Origin of the sequence: Streptomyces sp. NPDC014894 (assembly GCF_043080985.1) — a bacterium.
Lineage (GTDB): Bacteria > Actinomycetota > Actinomycetes > Streptomycetales > Streptomycetaceae > Streptomyces.
Map to the genome: position 1 here is coordinate 1 of NZ_JBIBWD010000032.1, position 23,431 is coordinate 23,431.

Consider the following 23,431-nt stretch of genomic DNA (forward strand, 5'->3'; position numbering starts at 1 on the left):
GGCGAACACCCCGCTCCACCACCAGATGCCGGGCGAACAGACCGCCCAACGTCCCACTCGCACCCGTCACCAACACCACACCGTCAGAGCCGAAGTCGGCGTCCGACTCGGGGCGCGGGGTCTCTTCGAGGGTCGCCGCGGCCAGTCGGGGCGCCCGGACGGTGTCGCCGCGCAGCGCGAGCTGGGCCTCCCCGGTCGCGAGGGCCGCGCCCAAGCCCGCGTCCGTGACCGTGTCTGGGTCTGTGTCTGTATCGATGTCCAGCAGGACGAACCTGCCCGGATTCTCCGACTGGGCGGAGCGCACCAGACCCCATACGGCGGCCTGATCCAGCCCCGGCACCGTGTCCTCGGCGACCGCCGCGACCGCGCCCCGGGTCAGGAACACCAGGCGCGAGCCGTCGAACCGGCCGTCCGCCAGGAAGTCCCGTACGAGGGTCAGCGCGCGGTCCGCCGCCGCGTGCGCGGCCGACGGCAGCGAGTCCGTCGCCGCCTCCGGCGCACAGCGCGCCACCAGCGTCGCCGGTACCGCGCCGCCCTCGGCGACCGCCGCGCCCAGCGCCGCCAGATCGGCGTACGCCTGCGTGCCGTCGCCCAGCGTCATCCAGTCGCCGGCCGAACCGCTCGCACTCTCCGGGGGCAGGACCGGCCAGTCGACGCGGAACAGCGCGTCGCGGGTGATGTCCCCGGCGGCGCCGAGCTGCTCACGGGTCACGGCCCGCAGCGCGAGACCGGCCACCGAGGCCACCGGCTCGCCGGTCGCGTCGGCGACGGTGAGGGTCGTCTCGCCGCCCCGTCCGGGGGTGAGACGGACCCGCAGCGCGGACGCGCCGACGGCGTGCAGGGACACACCGGACCAGGCGAACGGCAGCCGCCCCTCGCCGTCCGCGCCGCTCAGCGCCAGCGTGTGCAGCGCGGCGTCCAGGAGCGCCGGGTGCAGGGCGAAGGCGGCGGCGTCGGCCTCGGCGGTCTCGGGGAGCCGTACCTCGGCGAAGAGTTCGCCGTCGCGCCGCCAGGCCGCGCGCAGCCCCCGGAAGACCGGGCCGTAGCCGAAGCCTGAGCCCGCGAGCCCCTCGTACAGCCCGTCCAGGGGGATGGACTCGGCTTCGGCGGGCGGCCATTCGGCCAGGCCCAGCGGAGCGCGGTCCGCGCCGACCGCCAGCACTCCGGCGGCGTGCCGGGTCCACGGGGTGTCGGGGCCCGCCTCCTCGGGGCGGGAGTGGAGCGCCAGCGTGCGCCGCCCCACGGGGTCGGCGGCGCCGGCGGAGAGCCGCAGCTGCACACCGCCGCGCTCGGGCAGCAGCAGCGGGGCCTCCAGCGTCAGCTCCTCGACCAGATCGCACCCGACCTGGTCGCCCGCGCGGATCGCCAGCTCGACGAAGGCCGTGCCGGGCAGGAGTATGGAGCCCATGACCGCGTGGTCGGCGAGCCAGGGGTGGGTGGCGAGGGAGAGCCGGCCGGTGAAGAGGAAACCGCCGGAGTCGGGCAGCTCGACGGCGGCCCCCAGCAGCGGGTGGTCCGGCGCGCCGAGCCCGGCCGCCGCCATGTCGCCCTGTGAGCCGCCCGCGTCCAGCCAGTAGACGGAGCGCTGGAAGGCGTACGTCGGCAGATCGACGCGCGCGGCCCCGGTCGGGGCGTAGAACGCCGTCCAGTCGACGGGAACACCGCGCACATGGACGGCGGCGAGCGCCGAGACCAGCGTCTCCGGCTCGCCGCGTCCCGCGCGCAGGGCGGGGACGAAGGCGGCGGGCTCGGTGACGCACTCCTGCGCGAGGGCGGAGAGGATTCCGTCCGGGCCTAGTTCGAGGTACGAGGTGACCCCGGCGGTCTCCAGGGTGCGGATGCCGTCCAGGAAGCGGACGGCTTCGCGGACGTGCCGTACCCAGAAGCCGGCGTTCGCCATCTCGTCGGTGACGAGCGCGCCGGTGAGGTTGGAGACGACCGGGATGGACGGGGCCTGGTACGAGAGTCCCTCGGCGACCTCGCGGAAGGCGTCGAGCATGCCGTCCATGTGGGGCGAGTGGAAGGCGTGGCTCACGGTCAGGCGCTTGGTCTTGCGCTCGGCGAAGTGGGCGACGACCGCGAGGGCCGCGTCCTCGTCGCCCGCGATGACGACCGACTGCGGGCCGTTGATCGCGGCGATGCTCACCCGGTCGGTGAGGTGAGGCAGCACCTCGTCCTCCGACGCCTGGACGGCGATCATCACGCCACCGGTCGGCAGCGCCTGCATCAGACGGCCACGAGCGGCGACCAGCGTGCAGGCATCGGCCAGGGAGAACACCCCGGCGACATGCGCGGCCGCGATCTCACCGATCGAATGACCCGACACGAAGTCCGGCCGGACACCCCACGCCTCGAACAACCGGAAGAGGGCGACCTCGATCGCGAACAGCGCGGGCTGCGTGTACGACGTCTCGTCGAGAGCACCGCTCTCCGAAGAGAACAGCGCTTCCTTCAACGGCAAATCGAAACCGGCGCACACCTCGTCCAGCGCCGCCGCGAACACCGGATACGCCTCGTACAGTTCGGCACCCATCCCCGCCCGCTGACTCCCCTGCCCCGTGAACAGGAACGCCAGCTTCCCGCCCGGCGTCGCCGAGCCCTGGAGCAGTCCGGTCGCGCCGCGCCCCTCGGCGAGGGCGGTGAGGGCGGTGCGGAAGCCGGCGAGGTCGACGGCGACGGCGGTGGCGCGGTGCTCGAAGAGGGCGCGGGCGGTGACGAGCGAGTGGCCGATGTCGGCGGGCGCGGTGCCGGGGTGGGCCTCCAGATGGGACAGCAGCCGCTCGGCCTGGGCGCGCAGGGCGTCCGGCGTACGGGCGGAGAGGTTCCAGGCGAGGGCCGCCGCCGGGACGGGCTCGGGCCGGCCGCCGGTCGCCCGGTCGTCGGTCGCCCGGCTGTCGGTCGCCCGACCGTCGGTGCCGGGGACCCGGGCGGCGCTGTCGGCGATCCGGTCGCCGCTGTCGGGGGCCTGTTCGATGATGGCGTGCGCGTTGGTGCCGCTCATGCCGAAGGAGGAGACGCCCGCGCGGCGCGGACGGCCGGTCTCCGGCCACGCGCGCTGCTCGGTGAGCAGGGCGACCTCGCCCGCCGACCAGTCGACGTGCGGGGTCGGCTCGTCCACGTACAGGGTCTGCGGGAGGACCCCGTGGCGCATAGCCATGACCATCTTGATGATGCCGGCGACTCCGGCGGCGGCCTGGGTGTGGCCGAAGTTGGACTTGATGGAGCCGAGCCAGAGCGGGGCGTCCTCGGCGCGGTCCTGGCCGTAGGTGGCGAGCAGGGCCTGTGCCTCGATCGGGTCGCCGAGGGTGGTGCCGGTGCCGTGCGCCTCGACGGCGTCGACCTCGGCGGCCGCCAGTCCCGCGTTCTCCAGCGCCTGGCGGATGACGCGCTGCTGGGCGGGCCCGTTGGGGGCGGTGAGACCGTTGGACGCGCCGTCCTGGTTGACGGCGGTGCCCTTGACGACGGCCAGGACCTGGTGGCCGTTCCTGCGGGCGTCGGAGAGGCGCTCCACGAGGAGCATGCCGACGCCCTCGCCCCAGGCGGTGCCGTCGGCGGCGGCGGCGAAGGGCTTGCAGCGGCCGTCGGCGGCGAGTCCGCGCTGGCGGCTGAACTCGGTGAAGACGTCGGGCGTGGTGATGATGGTGACGCCGCCCGCGAGCGCGAGGGAGCATTCGCCGTTGCGCAGGGCCTGCGCGGCGAGGTGGAGGGCGACCAGCGAGGAGGAGCAGGCGGTGTCGACGGTGACGGCGGGGCCCTCGAAGCCGAAGGTGTAGGAGACGCGGCCGGAGGCGATGCTGCTGGAGCCGCCGGTGCCGAGATAGCCCTCGACGCCCTCGGGGACGGTGTTCAGCCGGGACACGTAATCGTTGTGCATCTGGCCGACGAAGACGCCGACCTGTTCGCCGCGCAGACCCGTCGGGTCGATGCCGGCCCGCTCCAGGGCCTCCCAGGACGTCTCCAGCAGCAGGCGCTGCTGCGGGTCCATGGCGAGGGCCTCGCGCGGGTTGATCCCGAAGAAGGCCGGGTCGAAGCGGTGGGCGTCGTAGAAGAAGCCGCCCTCCCTGGCGTAGGAGGTGCCGGGGCTGTCCGGGTCGGGGTCGTACAGCGCCTCGGTGTCCCAGCCCCGGTCCTCGGGCAGGTGGGCGATGCCGTCCCGGCCCTCGGCGAGCAGCTCCCAGAGGTCTTCGGGGGTGCGGACGTCGCCGGGGAAGCGGCAGCTCATGGCGACGATCGCGATGGGGTCGTCGGCCTCGGCGGCGGTGACCGGCTGCCGGGGGACGGCGGCCGCGGCGGCGGAGCCGAGGAGTTCGTCCTTGAGGTGCGCGGCGAGGACGGCGGGGGTGGGGTAGTCGAAGACGACGGTGGCGGGCAGCCGGATGCCCGCGGTCGCGCCGAGCCGGTTGCGGAACTCGACGGCGGTCAGGGAGTCGAAGCCGAGGTCCTTGAAGGCGCGGGCCGGTTCGACGGCGTCGGCGGAGGCGTGGCCGAGGACGGCGGCGACCTGGTCGCGGACGAGGTCGAGCAGCAGGGTCTCGCGCTCGTTCTCGGGGAGGCGGACGAGCCGCTCCACGAGCGGAGTGCCGGTGCTGCCCGCGGCGGTCTCCACGGCCCGGCGGGCGGGGGCGCGGACGAGTCCGCGCAGCAGGGCGGGGACGGCGCTCGCGTCGGCGTGGCGCAGCGGGGCGAGGTCGAGCCGCATGGGCACCAGGTGGGCGTCGCCGGTGCGGTGGGCGGTGTCGAGGAGGGCGAGGCCCTCCTCGGAGGAGAGGCCGAGGACGCCGGAGCGGGTCATCCGGTCCTGGTCGGCGGTGTCGAGTTCGCCGGTCATGCCGCTGGCGTCGGACCAAAGGCCCCAGGCCAGGGAGGTGGCGGGGAGTCCGTGTGCCTGCCGGTGGCGGGCGAGGGCGTCGAGGAAGACGTTGGCGGCGGCGTAGTTGGCCTGTCCCGCGCCGCCGAAGGAGCCCGCGGCGGAGGAGAAGAGCACGAAGTCGGCCAGGTCGAGACGGCGGGTGAGTTCGTGGAGGTGGAGGGCGGCGTCGGCCTTGGGCCGCAGGACGGTGTCGAGGCGTTCGGGGGTGAGGGATTCGAGGACGCCGTCGTCGAGGACTCCGGCGGTGTGGACGACGGCGGTCAGCGGGTGCTCGGCGGGGATCGCCGCGAGGACGGCGGCGAGCGCGTCCCGGTCGGCCGCGTCGCAGGCCGCGACGGTGACCTCCGCGCCCAGTTCGCGCAGTTCGGCGGCGAGTTCGCGGGCGCCTCGGGCGGTTTCGCCCCGGCGGCTGGTCAGCAGCAGCCGGCGCGCGCCCCGGACGGTGACGGCGTGGCGGGCGACGAGCGCGCCGAGGGTGCCGGTGCCGCCGGTGATGAGGACGGTGCCGTCGGGGTTCCAGTCGGCGGGCAGGGTGAGGACGATCTTGCCGACGTGGCGTGCCTGGCTGAGGTGGCGGAAGGCCTCGGGGGCCTGCCTCAGGTCCCAGGCGGTGACGGGTACGGGGTGCAGGGCGCCCGCGCGGAAGAGGTCGAGCAGCTCGGCGAGCATCTCCTGGATGCGGTCGAGTCCGGCTTCGGTGAGGTCGAACGCCTGGTAGGCGACGCCGGGGTGGGCGGCGGCGACGTCGTGCGGGTCGCGGACGTCGGTCTTGCCCATCTCGACGAAGCGTCCGCCGCGCGGGAGGAGGCGCAGGGAGGCGTCCACGAACTCCCGGGCGAGGGAGTCGAGGACGACGTCGACGCCGTGTCCTTCGGTGGCGGTGCGGAAGGCGTCCTCGAATTCGAGGGTGCGGGAGGAGGCGATGCGGTCGTCGGTGAGGCCGAGTCCGCGCAGGGTGTCCCATTTGGCGGGGCTCGCGGTGGCGTAGACGTCGGCGCCCCAGTGGCGGGCGAGCTGGACGGCGGCCATGCCGACTCCGCCGGCGGCGGCGTGGACGAGGAGGGATTCGCCCCGGCGCAGTCCGGCGAGGTCGTGGAGGGCGTAGTACGCCGTCATGAAGACGATGGGCACGGACGCGGCCTCGGCGAAGGTCCAGCCGTCGGGCATGGGGGCGATCATGCGGCGGTCGACGACGGTGAGCGGGCCGAACGCGCCGGGGAGCATGCCGAGGACGCGGTCGCCGGGGGCGAGGTCGGTGACGCCGGGGCCGGTCTCCAGGACGGTGCCCGCGCCTTCGCTGCCCATCAGTCCGGCGTCGCCGGGGTACATGCCGAGCGCGTTGAGCACGTCGCGGAAGTTGAGTCCGGCGGCGCGGACGGCGACCCTGACCTGTCCGGGCTCCAGGGGGGCCTGGGACTCGGGGCTGGGGACGAGGGTGAGGCGGTCGAGCGCGCCCTTGTCCTCGATGTCCATGCGCCAGGCGCTGTCGCCCGCGGGCGGGGTGAGCGGGCCCGCGGCCGGGACGCGGGCGAGGCGGGGGGCGTAGACGGCGCCCCGGCGGATCGCGAGCTGCGGTTCGCCGGTGGCCAGCGCCGGGGCGAGGGCCTCGGCCGAGGCGGGGTCGTGGTCGAGGTCGGCGAGGACGAACCGGTCGGGGTGTTCCGTCTGGGCGGTGCGCACCAGGCCCCAGAGGGGTGCGTGGGCGAGGTCGGGAAGGTCCGGGTCGCCCTGGGCGGCGACGGCTCCCCGGGTGAGGAACACCAGACGGGATTCGGCGAACCGGTCGTCGGCCAGCCAGTCGGTGATCAGGGCGAGTGCCCGGTGGGCGGCGGTGTGGACGGCGTCGGCGAGGCCGGTGGGGCCGGTGTCCGTGCCGGGGGTGTGGTGGACGAGTACGTGGCGGGGGGCCGGGCCGCCCGCGTCGAGGGCGGCGGCGAGGGAGTCGAGGCCGGGGTGGCGGACGGTGTCGGCGCCGGTGGGGGCGGGGCCGTCGGCTCCGACGACGGTGAACGGTTCGCCGGTGTGCCGGTGCTCCGCGGGGACGGGCACGGTGACCCAGTCGATCCGGAAGAGGGATTCGTGGTGGGCGGGACGGGCCGCGCCGTCGAGCTGTTCGGCGGAGACGGGGCGCACGGTCAGGCCGCCGACGGCGGCGACGGGTGCGCCGGTGGTGTCGGCGAGCTGGAGGGCGAGGGTGTCGGGGCCGTCCTGGGTGAGGCGGACGCGGAGCGCGGCCGCGCCGACGGCGTGGAGGCGGACGTCGCGCCAGGCGAAGGGGAGCCGGCCGGGCCGGTCGGCGTCGGGGGCGGGCCGGACGAAGGTGGCGTGCAGGGCGGCGTCGAGCAGCGCCGGGTGGAGGCCGAAGCGGGCGGCGTCGGCGTGCCGGTCGTCGGGCAGGGCGATCTCGGCGTAGACGTCGTCGCCGTGCAGCCAGGCGGTGCGCAGTCCCTGGAAGACGGGTCCGTAGGCGAAACCGCCGCCGGCCAGGTGGTCGTAGAGGCCGTCGACGGAGACGGGCTCCGCGCCGGGCGGCGGCCAGGCCGTCAGGTCGAAGGCGGGGGCCGGCGCGCCGGGGGCGAGGATTCCGCTCGCGTGGCGGGTCCAGGGCTCGTCGGCGGGGGCGTCGGCGGCGGTGGAGTACACCTCCAGGGTGCGGCGGCCGGAGGCGTCGGGCGCGCCGACGGCCAGCTGGAGGCGGGCGGCCGTGCCGGGGGCGAGGATCAGCGGTGCTTCGAGGGTGAGTTCCTCCAGCAGGTCGCAGCCCGCCTGGTCGCCCGCGCGGACGGCGAGTTCGACGAAGGCGGTGCCCGGCAGCAGTACGGAGCCCAGGACGGCGTGGTCGGCGAGCCAGGGGTGGGTGTCGAGCGCGAGGCGGCCGGTGAGGAGGAGTCCTTCGCCGTCGGCGAGGGCGACGGCGGCGCCGAGCAGGGGGTGGTGGGCCGCGCCGAGGCCCGCCGACTCGACGTCGCCGACGTGTCCTTCGGGGGCTTCGAGCCAGAAGCGTTCGCGCTGGAAGGCGTAGGTGGGGAGTTCGACGCGGCGGGCTCCGGCGCCGCTGAAGTAGGCGGTCCAGTCGACGGCCGTGCCGCGGGTGTGGACGGCGGCGACGGCGGCGGTGAGCGATTCGGCCTCGCCCCGGTCGCGGCGGAGCGCGGGGACGAAGACGGCGGCGTCGGGGTCGGCTCCGTCGCCGAGGCAGTCGCGGCCGAGGCCGCTGAGGACTCCGCGCGGGCCGAGTTCGAGATAGGTGGTGACGTGTTCGGCCCGCAGGGCGCGCATGCCGTCGAGGAAGCGGACGGCTTCGCGGACGTGCCGGACCCAGAAGTCGGCGTTCGACATCTCGTCGGTGACGAGCGCTCCGGTGAGGTTGGAGACGACCGGGACGGCGGGACCGGCGTACGAGAGTCCTTCGGCGACCTCGCGGAAGTCGGCGAGCATGCCGTCCATCAGCGGGGAGTGGAAGGCGTGGCTGACGGCGAGCCGCTTGGTGCGGCGGCCGCGCCGCTCGAACTCGGCGGCGATCTCCAGGGCGAGGGTCTCGTCGCCGGAGACGACGACGGTGTCGGCGGAGTTGACGGCGGCGACGCCGATCCGGTCCTCGTGGCCGGCGAGCAGCGGGAGGACCTCGTCCTCGGAGGCGGTCAGCGCGATCATCGCGCCGCCCTCGGGGAGCCGTTCCATGAGGCGGCCGCGGGCGGCGACCAGCCGGGCGGCGTCGGGCAGTGTGAGGACGCCGGCGATGTGCGCGGCGGTGATCTCGCCGATGGAGTGCCCGGCGAGGACGTCGGGGCGTACGCCCCAGCTCTCCACGAGCCGGTAGAGCGCGGTCTCCAGGGCGAACAGGGCGGGCTGGGCGCGGCCGGTCCGGTCGAGCTGTTCGGCCGCGGTGTCGAACAGCGTCTCCTTGACGGGCTGTTCGAGGTGCTGGTCCAGCTCGGCGCAGACGGCGTCCAGCGCCGTGGCGAAGGCGGGGTACGTGTCGTACAGCTCGCGTCCCATGCCGGGGTGCTGGCTGCCCTGTCCGGTGAAGAGGACGGCGGTCCTGCCGTCGGCGGCGGTGTGCTGGATCAGCCGGGCGCTGTCGTGGCCCTCGGCGAGGGCGGTGAGTCCGGTGAGGAGTCCGGCGCGGTCGTCGGCGACGACGGCGGCCCGCCGGTCCAGGGCGGTACGGGTGGTGGCGAGGGAGAGCGCCAGGTCGGCGGGGGCGGTGTCGGGGCGGTCGGCGAGGTGGCCGAGGAGCCGGGCGGCCTGGGCGCGCAGCGCGGCCGGGGTCCGGCCGGAGAGGACGAAGGGCAGCGAGGCGGCGCCGGGGAGCGCGGGGGCTTCGCCGGCGTCGGCCCGCTCTTCGGCGGGGGGCTGTTCGACGATGACGTGGGCGTTGGTGCCGCTGACGCCGAAGGAGGAGATTCCGGCGCGGCGGGGGCGGCCGGTCTCGGGCCAGTCGGCGGCTTCGGTGAGCAGGGTGACCGCGCCCGCGGTCCAGTCGATGTGCGGGGAGGGTTCGCCGATGTGGAGCGAGGCGGGCAGGGTGCCGTGGCGCATGGCCATGACCATTTTGATGATGCCGGCGGCTCCGGCGGCGGCCTGGGTGTGGCCGATGTTGGACTTGACGGAGCCGAGGCGCAGCGGACGGTCCGCGGGCCGGTCGCGGCCGTAGGTGGCGAGGAGGGCCTGTGCCTCGATGGGGTCGCCGAGGGTGGTGCCGGTGCCGTGGGCCTCGACGGCGTCGATGTCGGCGGCCGACAGCCGGGCGTTGGCGAGGGCCTGGCGGATGACGCGCTGCTGGGAGGGGCCGTTGGGGGCGGTGAGCCCGTTGGACGCGCCGTCCTGGTTGACGGCGGTGCCCTTGACGACGGCGAGGACCTGGTGGCCGTTCTTCCGGGCGTCGGAGAGCCGCTCGACGAGGATCATGCCGGCGCCCTCGGCCCAGCCGGTGCCGTCGGCGTCGGCGGAGAAGGACTTGCAGCGACCGTCGGTGGCGAGGCCCCGCTGTCGGCTGAAGTCGATGAAGGTGTCGGGGGTGGACATGACGGTGACGCCGCCCGCGAGGGCCATGTCGCATTCGCCGTTGCGCAGCGCCTGGGCGGCGAGGTGGAGGGCGACCAGCGAGGAGGAGCAGGCGGTGTCGACGGTGACGGCGGGGCCTTCGAGACCGAAGGTGTAGGAGATGCGGCCGGAGGCGACGCTGCCCGCGGTGCCGGTGCCGAGATAGCCTTCCAGGCCCTCGGGCACGGCGGGCAGCCGGGTGAGGTAGTCGTGGTACATGACGCCGGCGAAGACGCCGGTGCGGCTGCCGCGTACGCCCATCGGGTCGATTCCGGCCCGTTCGAACGCCTCCCACGAGGTCTCCAGCAGGAGCCGCTGGTGCGGGTCCATGGCGAGGGCCTCGCGCGGGTTGATGCCGAAGAGGTCCGGGTCGAAGTCGGCGGCGTCGTGGAGGAAGCCGCCCTCGCGGGTGTAGGAGGTTCCGGCGCGGCCGGGGTCGGCGTCGTAGAGCGCGTCCAGGTTCCAGCCTCGGTCGGCGGGGAACGGGGAGATGGCGTCGACGGAGCCCGCGACGAGCTGCCACAGCTCTTCGGGGCTGGTGACGCCGCCGGGGTAGCGGCAGCTCATGCCGACGATGGCGATGGGCTCGTCGTCGGCGGGCGCGGCGGTGGCGGCCGGGGCCGAGTCGGCCGCGTCGCCGAGGAGTTCGGTGCGCAGGAAGGCGGCGAGCGCGGTCGGGGTGGGGTAGTCGAAGACGAGGGTGGCGGGCAGCCGGGCGCCGGTGGCGGAGCCGAGGCGGTTGCGGAGTTCGACGGCGGTCAGGGAGTCGAAGCCGAGCACCTTGAAGGCGCGGTCCGGGTCGACGGCCTCGGGGCCGGGGTAGCCGAGGACGGCGGCGACCTGGACGCGCACGGTGTCGAGCAGCAGCCGGGCGCGTTCGGCCGGGGCCAGCGGGAGCAGCCGTTCGGCGAGGGAGCCGGCCGGGGCGGGGCCCTCGGTGGCCTGGGCGGCCCGGCGGGCGGGGGCGCGGACGAAGCCGCGGAGCAGGGCGGGGACCGCGTTCGCGTCGGCCCGGCGCAGCGCGGCCAGGTCGAGGTGCATGGGGACGGCGGTGGCGTCGCCGACGGCGCGCGCGGTGTCCAGCAGGGCCAGGCCCTCGGCGGAGGAGAGCGCGGCGACGCCGGCCCGGGAGATCCGCTCCAGGTCCGCGTCGGCGAGGTCGCCGGTCATGCCGCTGGCCTCGGCCCACAGGCCCCAGGCGAGCGCGGTGGCGGGCAGTCCTTCGGCGCGGCGGCGCTGGGCGAGGGCGTCGAGGAAGGCGTTGGCGGCGGCGTAGTTGGCCTGGCCGGGGCCGCCGAGGGTGCCGGCGGCGGCGGAGAAGAGGACGAACGCGGAGAGGTCGAGACCGCGGGTCAGCTCGTGCAGATGGACGGCGGCGTCGACCTTCGCGGGCAGGACGGTGTCGAGGCGTTCGGGGGTGAGGGATTCGAGGACGCCGTCGTCGAGGACTCCGGCGGTGTGGACGACGGCGGTGAGCGGGTGCTCGGCGGGGATCGCGGCGAGGACGGCGGCGAGCGCGTCCCGGTCGGCCGCGTCGCAGGCGGCGAGGGTGACCTCCGCGCCCAGTTCGCGCAGTTCGGCGAGGAGGGCGGGGGCGTTCGCGGCGGCTTCGCCCCGGCGGCTGGTCAGCAGCAGCCTGCGGACGCCGTGCTCGGTGACCAGGTGGCGGGCGACCAGTCCGCCGAGGGTGCCGGTCGCGCCGGTGACCAGGGCGGTGCCGTCGGGGTCGAGCGCGGGGGCGCTCTGGCCGGGGGCGGCGGCGACCCGGGCGAGCCGGGGCACGAGGACCGCGCCGTCGCGGAGGGCGAGCTGCGGTTCGCCGGTGGCGAGCGCGCCGGGCAGGGCGCGCAGGGACTCCTCGCGGCCGTCCGTGTCGAGCAGGACGAAGCGGTCGGGGTGTTCGGACTGCGCGGTGCGCAGCAGACCCCACAGCGGGGCCGCGGCCAGATCACGGACGTCGGCGTCCGGGCGGGTGGCGACGGCGTCGCGGGTGACGACGACGAGCCGGGAGGCGGCGAGGCGGTCGTCGGCGAGCCACGCGTGCGCGAGCCGCAGCGCGCGGTGCAGGGTGTCGCGTACGGCGCCGGGCAGCGCGCCGTCGACGGGTACGGCGGCGGAGGCGGCCGTCGGGTCTTCGGCGGCGGCCGGGCCGGTGTCCGCGAAGGCCCCGAGGGGGACGACGACGGCCTGCGGTACGGGTCCGCCCGCGTCCAGCGCCGTGCCGAGGGCGGCGAGATCGGGGTGGGCGGCGGCGGTGGGCAGCGCGGCGGCGAACTCCGTACCGGCGTCGCCGAGCAGCGCCCACTGTCCGGCGGCGACGGTGGTGGCGGCCGGCACGGGCGCGCCGGTCCACTCCACGCGGTAGAGCGACTCGTGGAAGGCGGTGCGGGCGGCGTGCACCTGGTCCGGGGAGACGGGCCGCAGCAGCAGCGCGTCGACGGCGGCGACGGGAGCGCCGGTCTCGTCGGCGAGGGTCACGGACACGGTGTCGTTCCCGGCGGGGGCGAGCCGTACGCGCAGGGCGCGGGCTCCGACGGCCTCCAGGGTGACGCCGCTCCAGGAGAAGGGCAGCCTGCCGTGCTCTGTGTCGGCGAGCAGGGAGCCGATGCCGACGGCGTGGAGGGCGGCGTCGAGCAGGGCGGGGTGGAGTCCGAAGAGCGCGGCCTCGGCGTGGGCCCGCTCGGGCAGCCGGACGTCCGCGAAGACCTCGTCGCCGCGCTGCCAGGCGCCGGTGAGGCCCTGGAAGACGGGCCCGTAGGCGAAGCCGGACTCGGTGAGCCAGTCGTACAGGCCCTCGGTGTCGACCTCGGTCGCGCCCGGCGGCGGCCAGTCGGTGAGGTCGGCGGCGGGCTCGCGCGGGTCGGCGGCGGGGGCCAGGGAGCCGGTGGCGTGCCGGGTCCAGACGCCTTCGCCCCAGGTGTCGTCGGCGGCGTCCTCGGGGCGGGAGTGCAGGGTCAGCGGTCGGCGTCCGCCCGCGTCGGGCGCGCCGACGGCGAGCTGGATCTGCACTCCGCCGTGCGGGGGCAGCGCGAGCGGGGCCTCCAGGGTGAGTTCGTCCAGCAGCGCGCAGCCGGTGAGGTCTCCGGCGCGCAGGGCCAGTTCCACGAAGGCGGTGCCGGGCAGCAGCACGGTGTCCATGACCGTGTGGTCGGCGAGCCAGGGGTGGGTGGCGAGGGAGAGCCGGCCGGTGAAGAGGTGTCCGTCGCCGTCGGCGAGGGCGATGGCCGCGCCGAGCAGCGGATGGTCGGCGGAGCCGATGCCGGCGGCGGTGACGTCGCCCGCCCAGGCGGCCGGCTGCTCGGGCCAGTACAGCTCGCGCTGGAAGGCGTAGGTGGGCAGCTCGACGCGGCGGGCGCCGCGCCCGGCGAGGACGGCGGTCCAGTCGACCGGGACGCCGTGGACATGGGCCTCGGCGACGGCGGCGGCGAACGCGGCGGGCTCGGGGCGGTCCGCCCGCAGCACGGGTACGAAGACCGCGGCCCCGGGCTCGGCCGCGTCGTCGGCGTGCCCGGCGTCCGTGACGCACTCCTGGGCCAGGGCGGTGAGGACTCCCCCGGGTCCGACTTCGAGGAAGGCGGTGACGCCCTGGTCGGCGAGCCTGCGCACCCCGTCCAGGAAGCGGACGGCCTCGCGGACGTGCCGGACCCAGTAGTCGGCGGAGCAGATCTCCTCGGCGGTGACGGAGGCCCCGGTGAGATTGGAGACGATGGGGATGACGGGCGGGGCGTAGTCGACGGACTCGGCGACCTCGCGGAAGGCGTCGAGCATGCCGTCCATCAGCGGCGAGTGGAAGGCGTGGCTGACGGCGAGCCGCTTGGTGCGGCGGCCGCGCCGCTCGAACTCGGCGGCGATCTCCAGGGCGCGGGTCTCGTCGCCGGAGACGACGACGGAGCGCGGGCCGTTGACGGCGGCGATGCTCACCGCGTCGCCGAGGAGGGGGGCGATCTCGTCCTCGGCGGCCTCGACGGCGACCATCGCGCCGCCCGCGGGCAGGGCCTGCATCAGCCGGCCGCGGGCGGCGACGAGGGCGGCTGCGTCCGCGAGGGTGAGGACGCCGGAGACATGGGCGGCGGCGAGTTCGCCGATGGAGTGGCCGATGAGGAAGTCGGGGGTGACGCCCCACTCCTCCAGCTGCCGGAAGAGGGCGACCTCGATCGCGAACAGCGCGGGCTGGGTGCAGGCGGTCTCGTGGAGCCGGGCGGCCTCGGGCGTGCCCTCGGCGGCGAACAGCACCTCGTACAGGGGCCGTTCCAGATGCGGGTCGAGGGCGTCGCGGACGGCGTCGAGGGCGCGGGCGAAGCCGGGGTGGGCGGCGTACAGCTCGCGGCCCATGCCGGGGCGCTGGCTGCCCTGTCCGGTGAAGAGGAAGGCGGTCTTGCCCTCGCCCGCGGCGCCGAGGAGCGCCGAGGGGCCGGTGAGCGCCCCGGCGGCGGATTCGTCGCGGGCGAGGGCGTCGAGGTCGGCGAGGAGGCGTTCGCGGTCGGGGCTGAACAGGGCGGCCCGGCGCTCCAGCGCGGAGCGGCCGGTGGCGAGGGAGTGGCCGAGGTCGGTGAGGCCGGCGGGGCCGTCGGCGAGTCCGGGTTCGGCGCGCAGCCGGGCGGCGAGCCGCTCGGCCTGGGCGCGCAGCGCGGGTTCGGTGCGCGCGGACAGCAGCAGCGGTACGGGGCCGGTCGCGCCGCGCGGCGCGCCGGCCGGGTCCGGGTCGGCGTCGGCCTCGGCGGGCGGGGCCTGTTCGATGACGGTGTGGGCGTTGGTGCCGCTGACGCCGAAGGAGGAGATTCCGGCGCGGCGCGGCTGGCCGGTCTCGGGCCAGGCCACGGCCTCGGTGAGCAGCCTGACGTCTCCGGCGGCCCAGTCGACGTTTCCGGACGGCTGGTCGATGTGGAGGGATTCGGGGAGCACGCCGTGGTGGATGGCCTGCACCATTTTGATGATGCCGGCGACTCCGGCGGCGGCCTGGGTGTGGCCGATGTTGGACTTGACGGAGCCCAGCCACAGGGGGCGGCCCTCGGGCCGGTTCTGGCCGTAGGTGGCGAGGATGGCCTGGGCCTCGATGGGGTCGCCGAGGGTGGTGCCGGTGCCGTGCGCCTCGACCACGTCGACCTGGGCCGGGGTGAGTCCGGCGTTGGTCAGGGCCTGGCGGATGACGCGCTGCTGGGAGGGGCCGTTGGGGGCGGTGAGTCCGTTGGACGCGCCGTCCTGGTTGATCGCCGACCCGCGCACGATCGCGAGGACCGGATGGCCGTTCTTCCGGGCGTCGGAGAGGCGCTCCACGAGGAGCATGCCGACGCCCTCGCCCCAGCCGGTGCCGTCCGCGCCGTCGGCGAAGGGCTTGCAGCGGCCGTCGGGGGCGAGCCCGCGCTGCCGGCTGAACTGGACGAAGGCGCGCGGGCTGGACATGACGGTGACGCCGCCCGCGAGCGCGAGGGAGCACTCGCCGTTGCGCAGCGCCTGCACGGCCAGGTGCAGGGCGACCAGCGAGGAGGAGCAGGCCGTGTCGACGGTGACGGCGGGGCCTTCGAGACCGAAGGTGTAGGAGATGCGGCCGGAGACGACGCTCGCGGCGTTTCCGGTGAGGAGATATCCCTCGACGCCCTTGGGGACTTCGCGCAGCAGTTCGGGATAGTCCTGGCCGTTGGTTCCGATGAATACCCCGGCTTTGCCGCCGCGCAGGGTCGCCGGGTCTATTCCGGCCCTTTCGAAGGTCTCCCAGGAGGTTTCGAGCAGCAGGCGCTGCTGCGGGTCCATGCCGAGGGTCTCGCGCGGGCTGATGCCGAAGAAGGCGGCGTCGAATTCCCCTGCGCCGTCGAGGAATCCGCCCTCCCGGGTGTAGGAGGTGCCCTCCTGGTCGGGGTCGGCGTCATACAGCGACTCGATGTCCCAGCCGCGGTCGGTGGGGAAGTCGGCGATGGCGTCGCGCCCCTGGGCGACCAGGTCCCACAGGCCCTCGGGCGACTCGATGCCGCCGGGGAAGCGGCAGCTCATGCCGACGATCGCGATGGGCTCCGGCTCCTGGGCCTCGACCTCGCGCAGCCGCTGCCGCGTCTGATGCAGATCGGCCGTCACCCGCTTCAGATAGCCGAGTATCTTGTCCTGATCTGCAGCCATTGGAACCTCACCCATGCTTCTCGTCACACACCCTTGCGCCTGCTGCTACTGCCTGCTGCTGTCCGCTTGTTCGCGGTGCTAGATACCGAGCTCTCTGTCGATGAAGTCGAAGAGCTCATCGGGCGTGGCCTCCTGGAGTTTCTCCGTCATGGCCTCGCCGCGGGAATCGGTGTGCGGTTCACCCCACTTCGTCAGAAGAGCCTGCAGACGCAGCGCGATATCGGTACGTGTCTCGCTGTCCGGGTCGAGAACGGAGAGCGCGGATTCCAGCTTTTCGAGTTCCGCGACACCGGGGGCGGCTTGGGCGCTGCCGTCCTGGGTGATCTCGGCCCGGAGGAAGTCGGCGAGGATCGCCGGGGTCGGGTGGTCGAAGACCAGGGTGGCCGGGAGCCGGAGTCCGGTGGCGGCGCCCAGTCGGTTGCGCAGTTCCAGCGCGATCAGGGAGTCGAAGCCGAGTTCCTTGAACGCGCGCCCCGCGCCCACCTCGTCGGCGGTGGGGTGGCCGAGCGCGCCGGCCGCCTGGGCGCGGACGAGTTCGAGGACGGCCAGCGCCTGTTCGGTCTGCGGCATCGGGGCGAGCCGGCGGCGCAGCGCCTCGGCCGGGGAGAGGTCCCCGCCCGGCTCGCCGGCGGCCGGGGCGGCCGGGGCGAGCCCGCGGACCTCGGGCAGGTCGCCGAGGAAGGGGCTGGGCCGTACGGCGGTGTAGCCGGGTGCGAACCGTTCCCACTGGATGTCGGCGACGGCGACGGCCGCCTCGGCGTGGTCGAGGGCCTGGTGCAGGGCGCGGATCGCGGTGCGGGGGGCCATGGCGGGCACTCCGCCCCGGTCGAGCCGTTCTCCGATCGCGCCCCCGGCGGCCAGTCCGCCGTCGCCCCAGCGGCCCCAGGCGACCGAGGTCGCGGCGAGCCCGTCGGCGTGGCGCTGTTCGGCGAGCGCGTCCAGATAGGCGTTGGCGGCCGCGTAGTTGGCCTGGCCCGCGTCGCCGAGGGTGCCGGCGACTCCGGAGAAGAGCACGAACGCGTCCAGTTCCAGATCCCGGGTCAGCTCGTGGAGGGTGTGCGCCGCGTCCGCCTTGGGGGCGAGCACGGTCGCGAACCGCTCGGGGGTGAGCGCGTCGATGACTCCGTCGTCGAGGACGCCCGCGGTGTGCACGACGGCGGTGAGCGGCTGCTCGGCCGGTACGTCGGCGAGGAGGCGGGCCACGGCGTCCCGGTCGGCCATGTCGCAGGCGGCGACGGTGACGCGTGCGCCGAGCGCGGTCAGCTCCTCGCGGAGTTCGGCCGCGCCGGGCGCGTCGGGGCCCCGGCGGCCGGCGAGCAGCAGATGCTCCGCTCCGTTCTCGGCGAGCCAGCGCGCGACATGCGCGCCGAGCGCGCCCGTGCCGCCGGTGACCAGCGTCGTACCGGTCGGCTTCCACTCCCGTACGGCGGGTGCGCCGGCGAGCGGCGCGTGGGCCAGCCGCCGGACGAAGAGTCCGGAGGCGCGGACGGCGAGCTGGTCCTCGGATCCGTCGCCCGCGAGGACGCCCGCGAGGCGTTCGAGCGTACGGTCGTCGAGGTCGGCGGGGAGGTCGAGCAGTCCGCCCCAGCGGTCGGGGTGCTCCAGTGCGGCGCTGCGGCCGAAGCCCCAGATCAGCGCCTGTGCCGGGTGTTCCAGCCGCTCGGAGCGGGCCACGGCGGTCGCGCCCCGGGTGAGGCACCACAGCGGGGCGGGCGTCTCGGCGTCGCCGAGGGCCTGGACGAGCGCGGCCGTCGCGCCGAGACCGCGGCCGAGCCCCGAAGCCGGGGTGTCCCCGCCGCCGAGCGCGAGCAGCGAGAGCACCCCGGCGGGTTCCGCCCCTGCCGTCTCGGCCATGACCAGCGCGGCGAGCAGCTCGCGGTCGGCCGTGCCGTCGGGGACGGTGACGGTGCGGATCTGGGCGCCGCGCTCGGTGAGCGTCCGCAGAACCTCCCCCGCCCACTCCTCGTCGGGCCCGGTGAGACCCTCGGGCACGACGGCCAGCCAGCTGCCCGAGAGACGGGCGGACCCGGGGTCGGCGACGCGCTTCCAGGTGACGCGGTAGCGCCAGCCGTCGACGGTGGAGTGCTCGCGGCTCCGGCCGCGCCACGCCGACAGCGCGGGCAGCAGCGCGGTGAGCGGTTGGTCCCGGTCGATGTCGAGTTCCGCGGTGAGCGCTTCGAGGTCCTCGCGTTCGACGGCTTCCCAGAACCGGGCGTCGATGGCGTTCTCCGGCGTCAGCGCGGGCTCGGGCGCGGGGGCAGGCTCGGGCCAGTACCGCTGCGACTGGAAGGCGTAGGTGGGCAGGTCGACCCGGCGGGCTCCCGTCCCGGCGTACACCGCGTCCCAGTCGACCGTCACGCCCCGCACATACGCCTCGCCGAGTGAGCGCCAGAACCGCTCCAGGCCGCCCTCGCCCCGGCGCAGCGAGCCGAGCACGGCGGCTTCACGGCCGGCGTCCTCCACGGTCTCCTGCACGCCGACGGCCAGCACCGGATGGGGGCTGGACTCCACGAACACGCCGAAGCCCTGCTCCAGCAGCGTCCGCGTCGCGTTCTCCAGCTCGACCGTCCGCCGCAGATTCCGGAACCAGTACCCGCCGTCCAGCTCCGGACCCTCCGCCCACTCCCCGGTGACCGTGGAGAGGAAGGGGACCTCGGCGCGCGCCGGGGCGACGGGAGCCAGCAGTTCGGCCAGCTCCTCGCGGAGAAGGTCCACCTGCGCGGAGTGGGAGGCGTAGTCCACCGCGATCCGCCGGGCCCGTACTCCGTCCTTCTCGCAGGAGGCCAGCAGCTCGTCCAGAGCCCCGACCTCACCGGAGACGACCACCGACGACGGCCCGTTGACGGCGGCGACCGAGATCCGGTCCTCGCCCCAGGGCGCGATCAGCTCGCGTACCCGTACCGCGGGCAGAGCGACGGAGACCATTCCGCCCAGGCCGGCCAGCACCCGGCCGATCGCCTGGCTGCGCAGGGCGACGACCCGGGCCGCGTCCTCCAGGGAGAGAATCCCGGCCACGCAGGCGGCGGCGATCTCGCCCTGGGAGTGACCCACCACCGCGCCCGGACGCACACCGGCCGCCCGCCAGACCTCCGCCAGCGACACCATCACGGCGAACAGGGCGGGCTGGACGACGTCGACCCGCTCCAGCGACGGCGCGCCGTCGACGCCGCGCAGGACATCGCGCAGCGACCAGTCGGTGAAGGGCTCCAGCGCCTTCGCACACTCATCCACCCGGGCAGCGAACACGGGTGAAGCGTCCAACAGCCCTTCGGCCATGCCTACCCATTGCGACCCCTGTCCGGGGAACACGAACACCGTCTTCCCCCCGACGGCCTCCCCCTGAACCAGTAGGGGTGAGCCGTCCCCGGCGGCGAGGGCGGCCAGCGCCCCGGTGAAGTCGGCCGGCTCCCGGCCGATCAGCACCGCCCGTCGGCCGAGGGCGGCACGGGTGGCGGCCAGGGAGTGGCCGATATCGGCAATCCGCAGGTCAGAGGCGGATTCCAGCTGTGTCAGCAGTCGTTCGGCCTGGCCGCGCAGAGCCTTCTCGGTCTTCGCGGTCAGCGCCCAGGGCAGCGCGTGGGCCCGGTGCGGACCGGAGCCGTCCGAGGCGCTCGCGGCCAGTAGGGGTTGTTCGGGCGACTGAGGGGTTTCGCCGTCGCCGGACCCGAAATCGGCCGGGGCCTGTTCGATCACGGCGTGCGCGTTGGTGCCGCTGAAGCCGAAGGACGACACCGCGGCCCGGCGCGGACGGCCGGTCTCCGGCCATCCGGTCGGCTCGGTCAGCAGGGCGACCTCGCCCGCGCTCCAGTCGACGTGCGGGGTCGGTTCCGCGATGTGCAGGCTCCGCGGCAGCACCCCGTGCCGCATGGCGAGCACCATCTTCATCACCCCCGCGACACCGGCCGCCGCCTGGGCGTGGCCGATATTGGACTTGACCGAGCCGAGGAGCAGCGGACGGCCGTCGGGGCGCTCCTGGCCGTAGGTCGCCAGGAGCGCCTGGGCCTCGATCGGGTCGCCGAGGGTCGTGCCCGTACCGTGCGCCTCCACGACGTCCACCTCGGCGGCCGACAGCCGCGCGTTGGCCAGCGCCTGGCGGATCACCCGCTGCTGGGACGGACCGTTGGGGGCGGTGAGTCCGTTGGACGCGCCGTCCTGGTTGATCGCCGACCCGCGCACCACCGCGAGGACCGGATGGCCCTTGGCCCGGGCGTCGGAGAGCCGCTCCACGAGCAGCATGCCGACGCCCTCGGCCGGGCTGAAGCCGTCGGCGTCGGAGGAGAACGCCTTGCAGCGGCCGTCCGTGGAGAGTCCCCGCTGCCGGCTGAACTCGATGAAGGTGCCCGGCGTCGACATGACGGTGACGCCGCCCGCGAGCGCGAGGGAGCACTCGCCGTTCCGCAGCGCCTGCACGGCCAGGTGGAGGGCGACCAGCGAGGAGGAGCAGGCCGTGTCGACGGTGACGGCGGGGCCTTCGAGACCGAAGGTGTACGAGATGCGGCCGGAGACGACGCTGCCCGCGCTGCCGGTCGCGAGATGGCCCTCCAGACCGTCCGTGGCGGAGCGTACGAGGTTGGCGTAGTCGGAGCCGTTGGTCCCGATGAACACCCCGGCCTGGCTGCCGCGCAGCGTCTCCGGGTCGATCCCGGACCGCTCGAACGCCTCCCACGACGTCTCCAGGAGCAGCCGCTGCTGCGGGTCCATCGCCATCGCCTCGCGCGGCGAGATCCCGAAGAACGCCGAGTCGAAGTCGGCCGCGTCGTCGAGGAAGCCGCCCTCGCGGGTGTACGAGGTCCCCTGCGCGTTCGGATCGGGGTCGTACAGCGCCTCGACGTCCCAGCCCCGGTCGAGGGGGAAGGGGGAGAGCGCGTCCCCGTCGGTGCTGAGCAGTCGCCACAGCTCCTCGGGGGTGCGGACCCCGCCGGGGAAGCGGCAGCTCATCGCGGTGATGGCGATCGGCTCGGCGTCGGACACCGCGGCCGTGGGCACGGGGACGGCGGCCGCCGCGCCCTCTCCGAAGAACTCGGTCCGCAGCAGGCGGGCGAGGACGGTGGGCGTGGGGTGGTCGAAGACGAGCGTCGGCGGCAGCTTGAGACCGGTGGCGGCGCCGAGCCGGTTGCGGAGTTCGACGGAGGTCAGCGAGTCGAAGCCCAGCTCTTTGAAGGCCCGGCCGGCCTCGACGGCGTCGGGTCCGGCGTAGCCGAGGACGGCGGCGACGGCGGTGCGGACCAGTTCGAGGAGGAGCCGCTCCTGCTCGGCCTCCGGCTGTCCGGTGAGCCGCTGGACCAGTACGGCCGCGTCGCCGGTGTCGTCGGCGGCGTCCGTGCGGAGGCTCGCCATGACCTCCCGCGCTTCGGGGAGATCGTTCAGCAGCGGCCGGTCGCGGCCCGAGGTGAAGGCGAGGACGAAACGCTTCCACTCCATGTCGGCCACGGTCAGGGCGGTCTCGTCGCGGTCCAGGGCCTGCTGGAGCGCGGTGACGGCGCGTTCGGGCGACATCTCGATGACTCCGTGACGGCGCATCCGGTCGCCCACCGCGCCCTCGGCCATGCCTCCGTCGCCCCAGGGGCCCCAGGCCACCGAGGTCGCGGGGAGTCCGGCGGCGCGCCGGTGCTCGGCGAAGGCGTCCAGGAACGCGTTGCCCGGCGCGTAGTTGCCCTGTCCCGGCGCGCCGAAGGTGGCGGCGAAGGACGAGAAGAGGACGAACGCGGACAGATCCAGATCGCGGGTCAGCTCGTGCAGATGCAGGGTCGCGTCGACCTTGACCCGCAGCACCCGTGCGATCTGCTCGGGGGCGAGGGCCTCGATGACCGCGTCGTCGAGGACGGCCGCCGTGTGCACGACGGCGGTGAGCGGCTGCTCGGCCGGTACGGAGGCGAGGAGCCCGGCCAGGGCCTCCCGGTCGCCGACATCGCACGCGGCGACGGTGACCCGCGCCCCCAGGGCGGTCAGCTCGTCACGGAGTTCGGCCGCGCCGGGCGCGTCCGGGCCCCGGCGGCCGGCGAGCAGCAGATGCTCCGCGCCGTTCTCCGCGAGCCAGCGGGCCACCCGCGCGCCCAGTGCGCCCGTACCGCCGGTGACCAGGGTCGTACCGGTCGGCTTCCACTCCCGTACGGCGGGCGTCTCCGCGAGCCGGGCCCGCACCAAGCGTCGTACGAAGAGTCCGGAGGCGCGGACGGCGACCTGGTCCTCGGATCCGTCGCCCGCGAGGACGCCCGCGAGCCGGGTCAGCGCCCGGTCGTCCACGGCGTCCGTGCCGGGCAGATCGATCAGACCGCCCCAGCGCTCGCCGTGCTCCAGCGCGGCCACCCGGCCGAGACCCCAGACCGGGGCCTGCGCCGGATCGGCCGCACCCTCGGACCGGGCCGTGGCGACCGCGCCCCGGGTGACGCACCACAGCGGGGCGGCCACCTCGGCGTCGCCGAGGGCCTGTACGAGGGACAGCGCTCCGATCACGGCGGCGGGCGCGGCGGCGCTCAGCGGCTCGTCGGCCCCGGCCGTCACCGGCAGCGACACCACACCCGCCACGGCCGGCTGATCGGCGCACGCCGCACGAATCCCCTCGGCGAGCGCGGCCCGGAGGTCGGCCGTGCCGTCGGGGACGGTGACGGTACGGATCTGGGCGCCGCGCTCGGTGAGCGTCCGCAGGACCGCGCCCGCCCACTCCTCGTCGGCCCCGGTGAGACCCTCGGGCACGACGGCCAGCCAGCTGCCCGAGAGACGGGCGGACGCGGGATCGGGCGCGGGCTTCCAGGTGACGCGGTAGCGCCAGCCGTCGACGGTGGAGTGCTCGCGGCTCCGGCCGCGCCACGCCGACAGCGCGGGCAGCAGCGCGGGCAGCGTCTCGTCCTCGTCGATGCCCAGTTCGGCGATGAGCGCGGCCACGTCCTGGCGTTCGACGGCTTCCCAGAACCGGGCCTCGACGCCGTCCGCCGGATATCCGGCGGCGGCCGGGTCGGCCGGGGCGCCGCTCTCCAGCCAGTAGTGCTCCTGCTGGAAGGCGTAGGTGGGCAGGTCGACCCGGCGGGCCCCCGTCCCGGCGAACACCGAACCCCAGTCGACGGAGACACCCCGCACATACGCCTCAGCGAGCGAGTGCCAGAACCGCTCCAAACCCCCCTCGCCCCGGCGCAACGACCCCAGGACAGCCGCCTCCCGACCCGCGTCCTCCACCGTCTCCTGCACACCGACGGCCAGCACCGGATGCGGGCTGGACTCCACGAACACGCCGAAGCCCTGCTCCAGCAGCGTCCGCGTCGCGTTCTCCAGCTCCACCGTCCGCCGCAGATTCCGGAACCAGTACCCGCCGTCCAGTTCCGGACCCTCCACCCACTCCCCCGTCACCGTGGAGAGGAACGGAACCTCCGCCCGACGCGGAACAACCGGAGCCAGCAACTCCGCCAGCTCCTC

General features: G+C 75.2%; 2 protein-coding genes. Both read right to left on the reverse strand.

The window, feature by feature from the left end; all coding sequences use genetic code 11:
- Positions 1 to 16,039 (reverse strand): SDR family NAD(P)-dependent oxidoreductase (locus tag ACF089_RS35490; RefSeq protein ID WP_392036255.1); only part of this gene is annotated, 16,039 nt, incomplete at its 3' end.
- 63 nt (positions 16,040 to 16,102) lie between these two features.
- Positions 16,103 to 23,431 (reverse strand): type I polyketide synthase (locus tag ACF089_RS35495; RefSeq protein ID WP_392036258.1); only part of this gene is annotated, 7,329 nt, incomplete at its 5' end.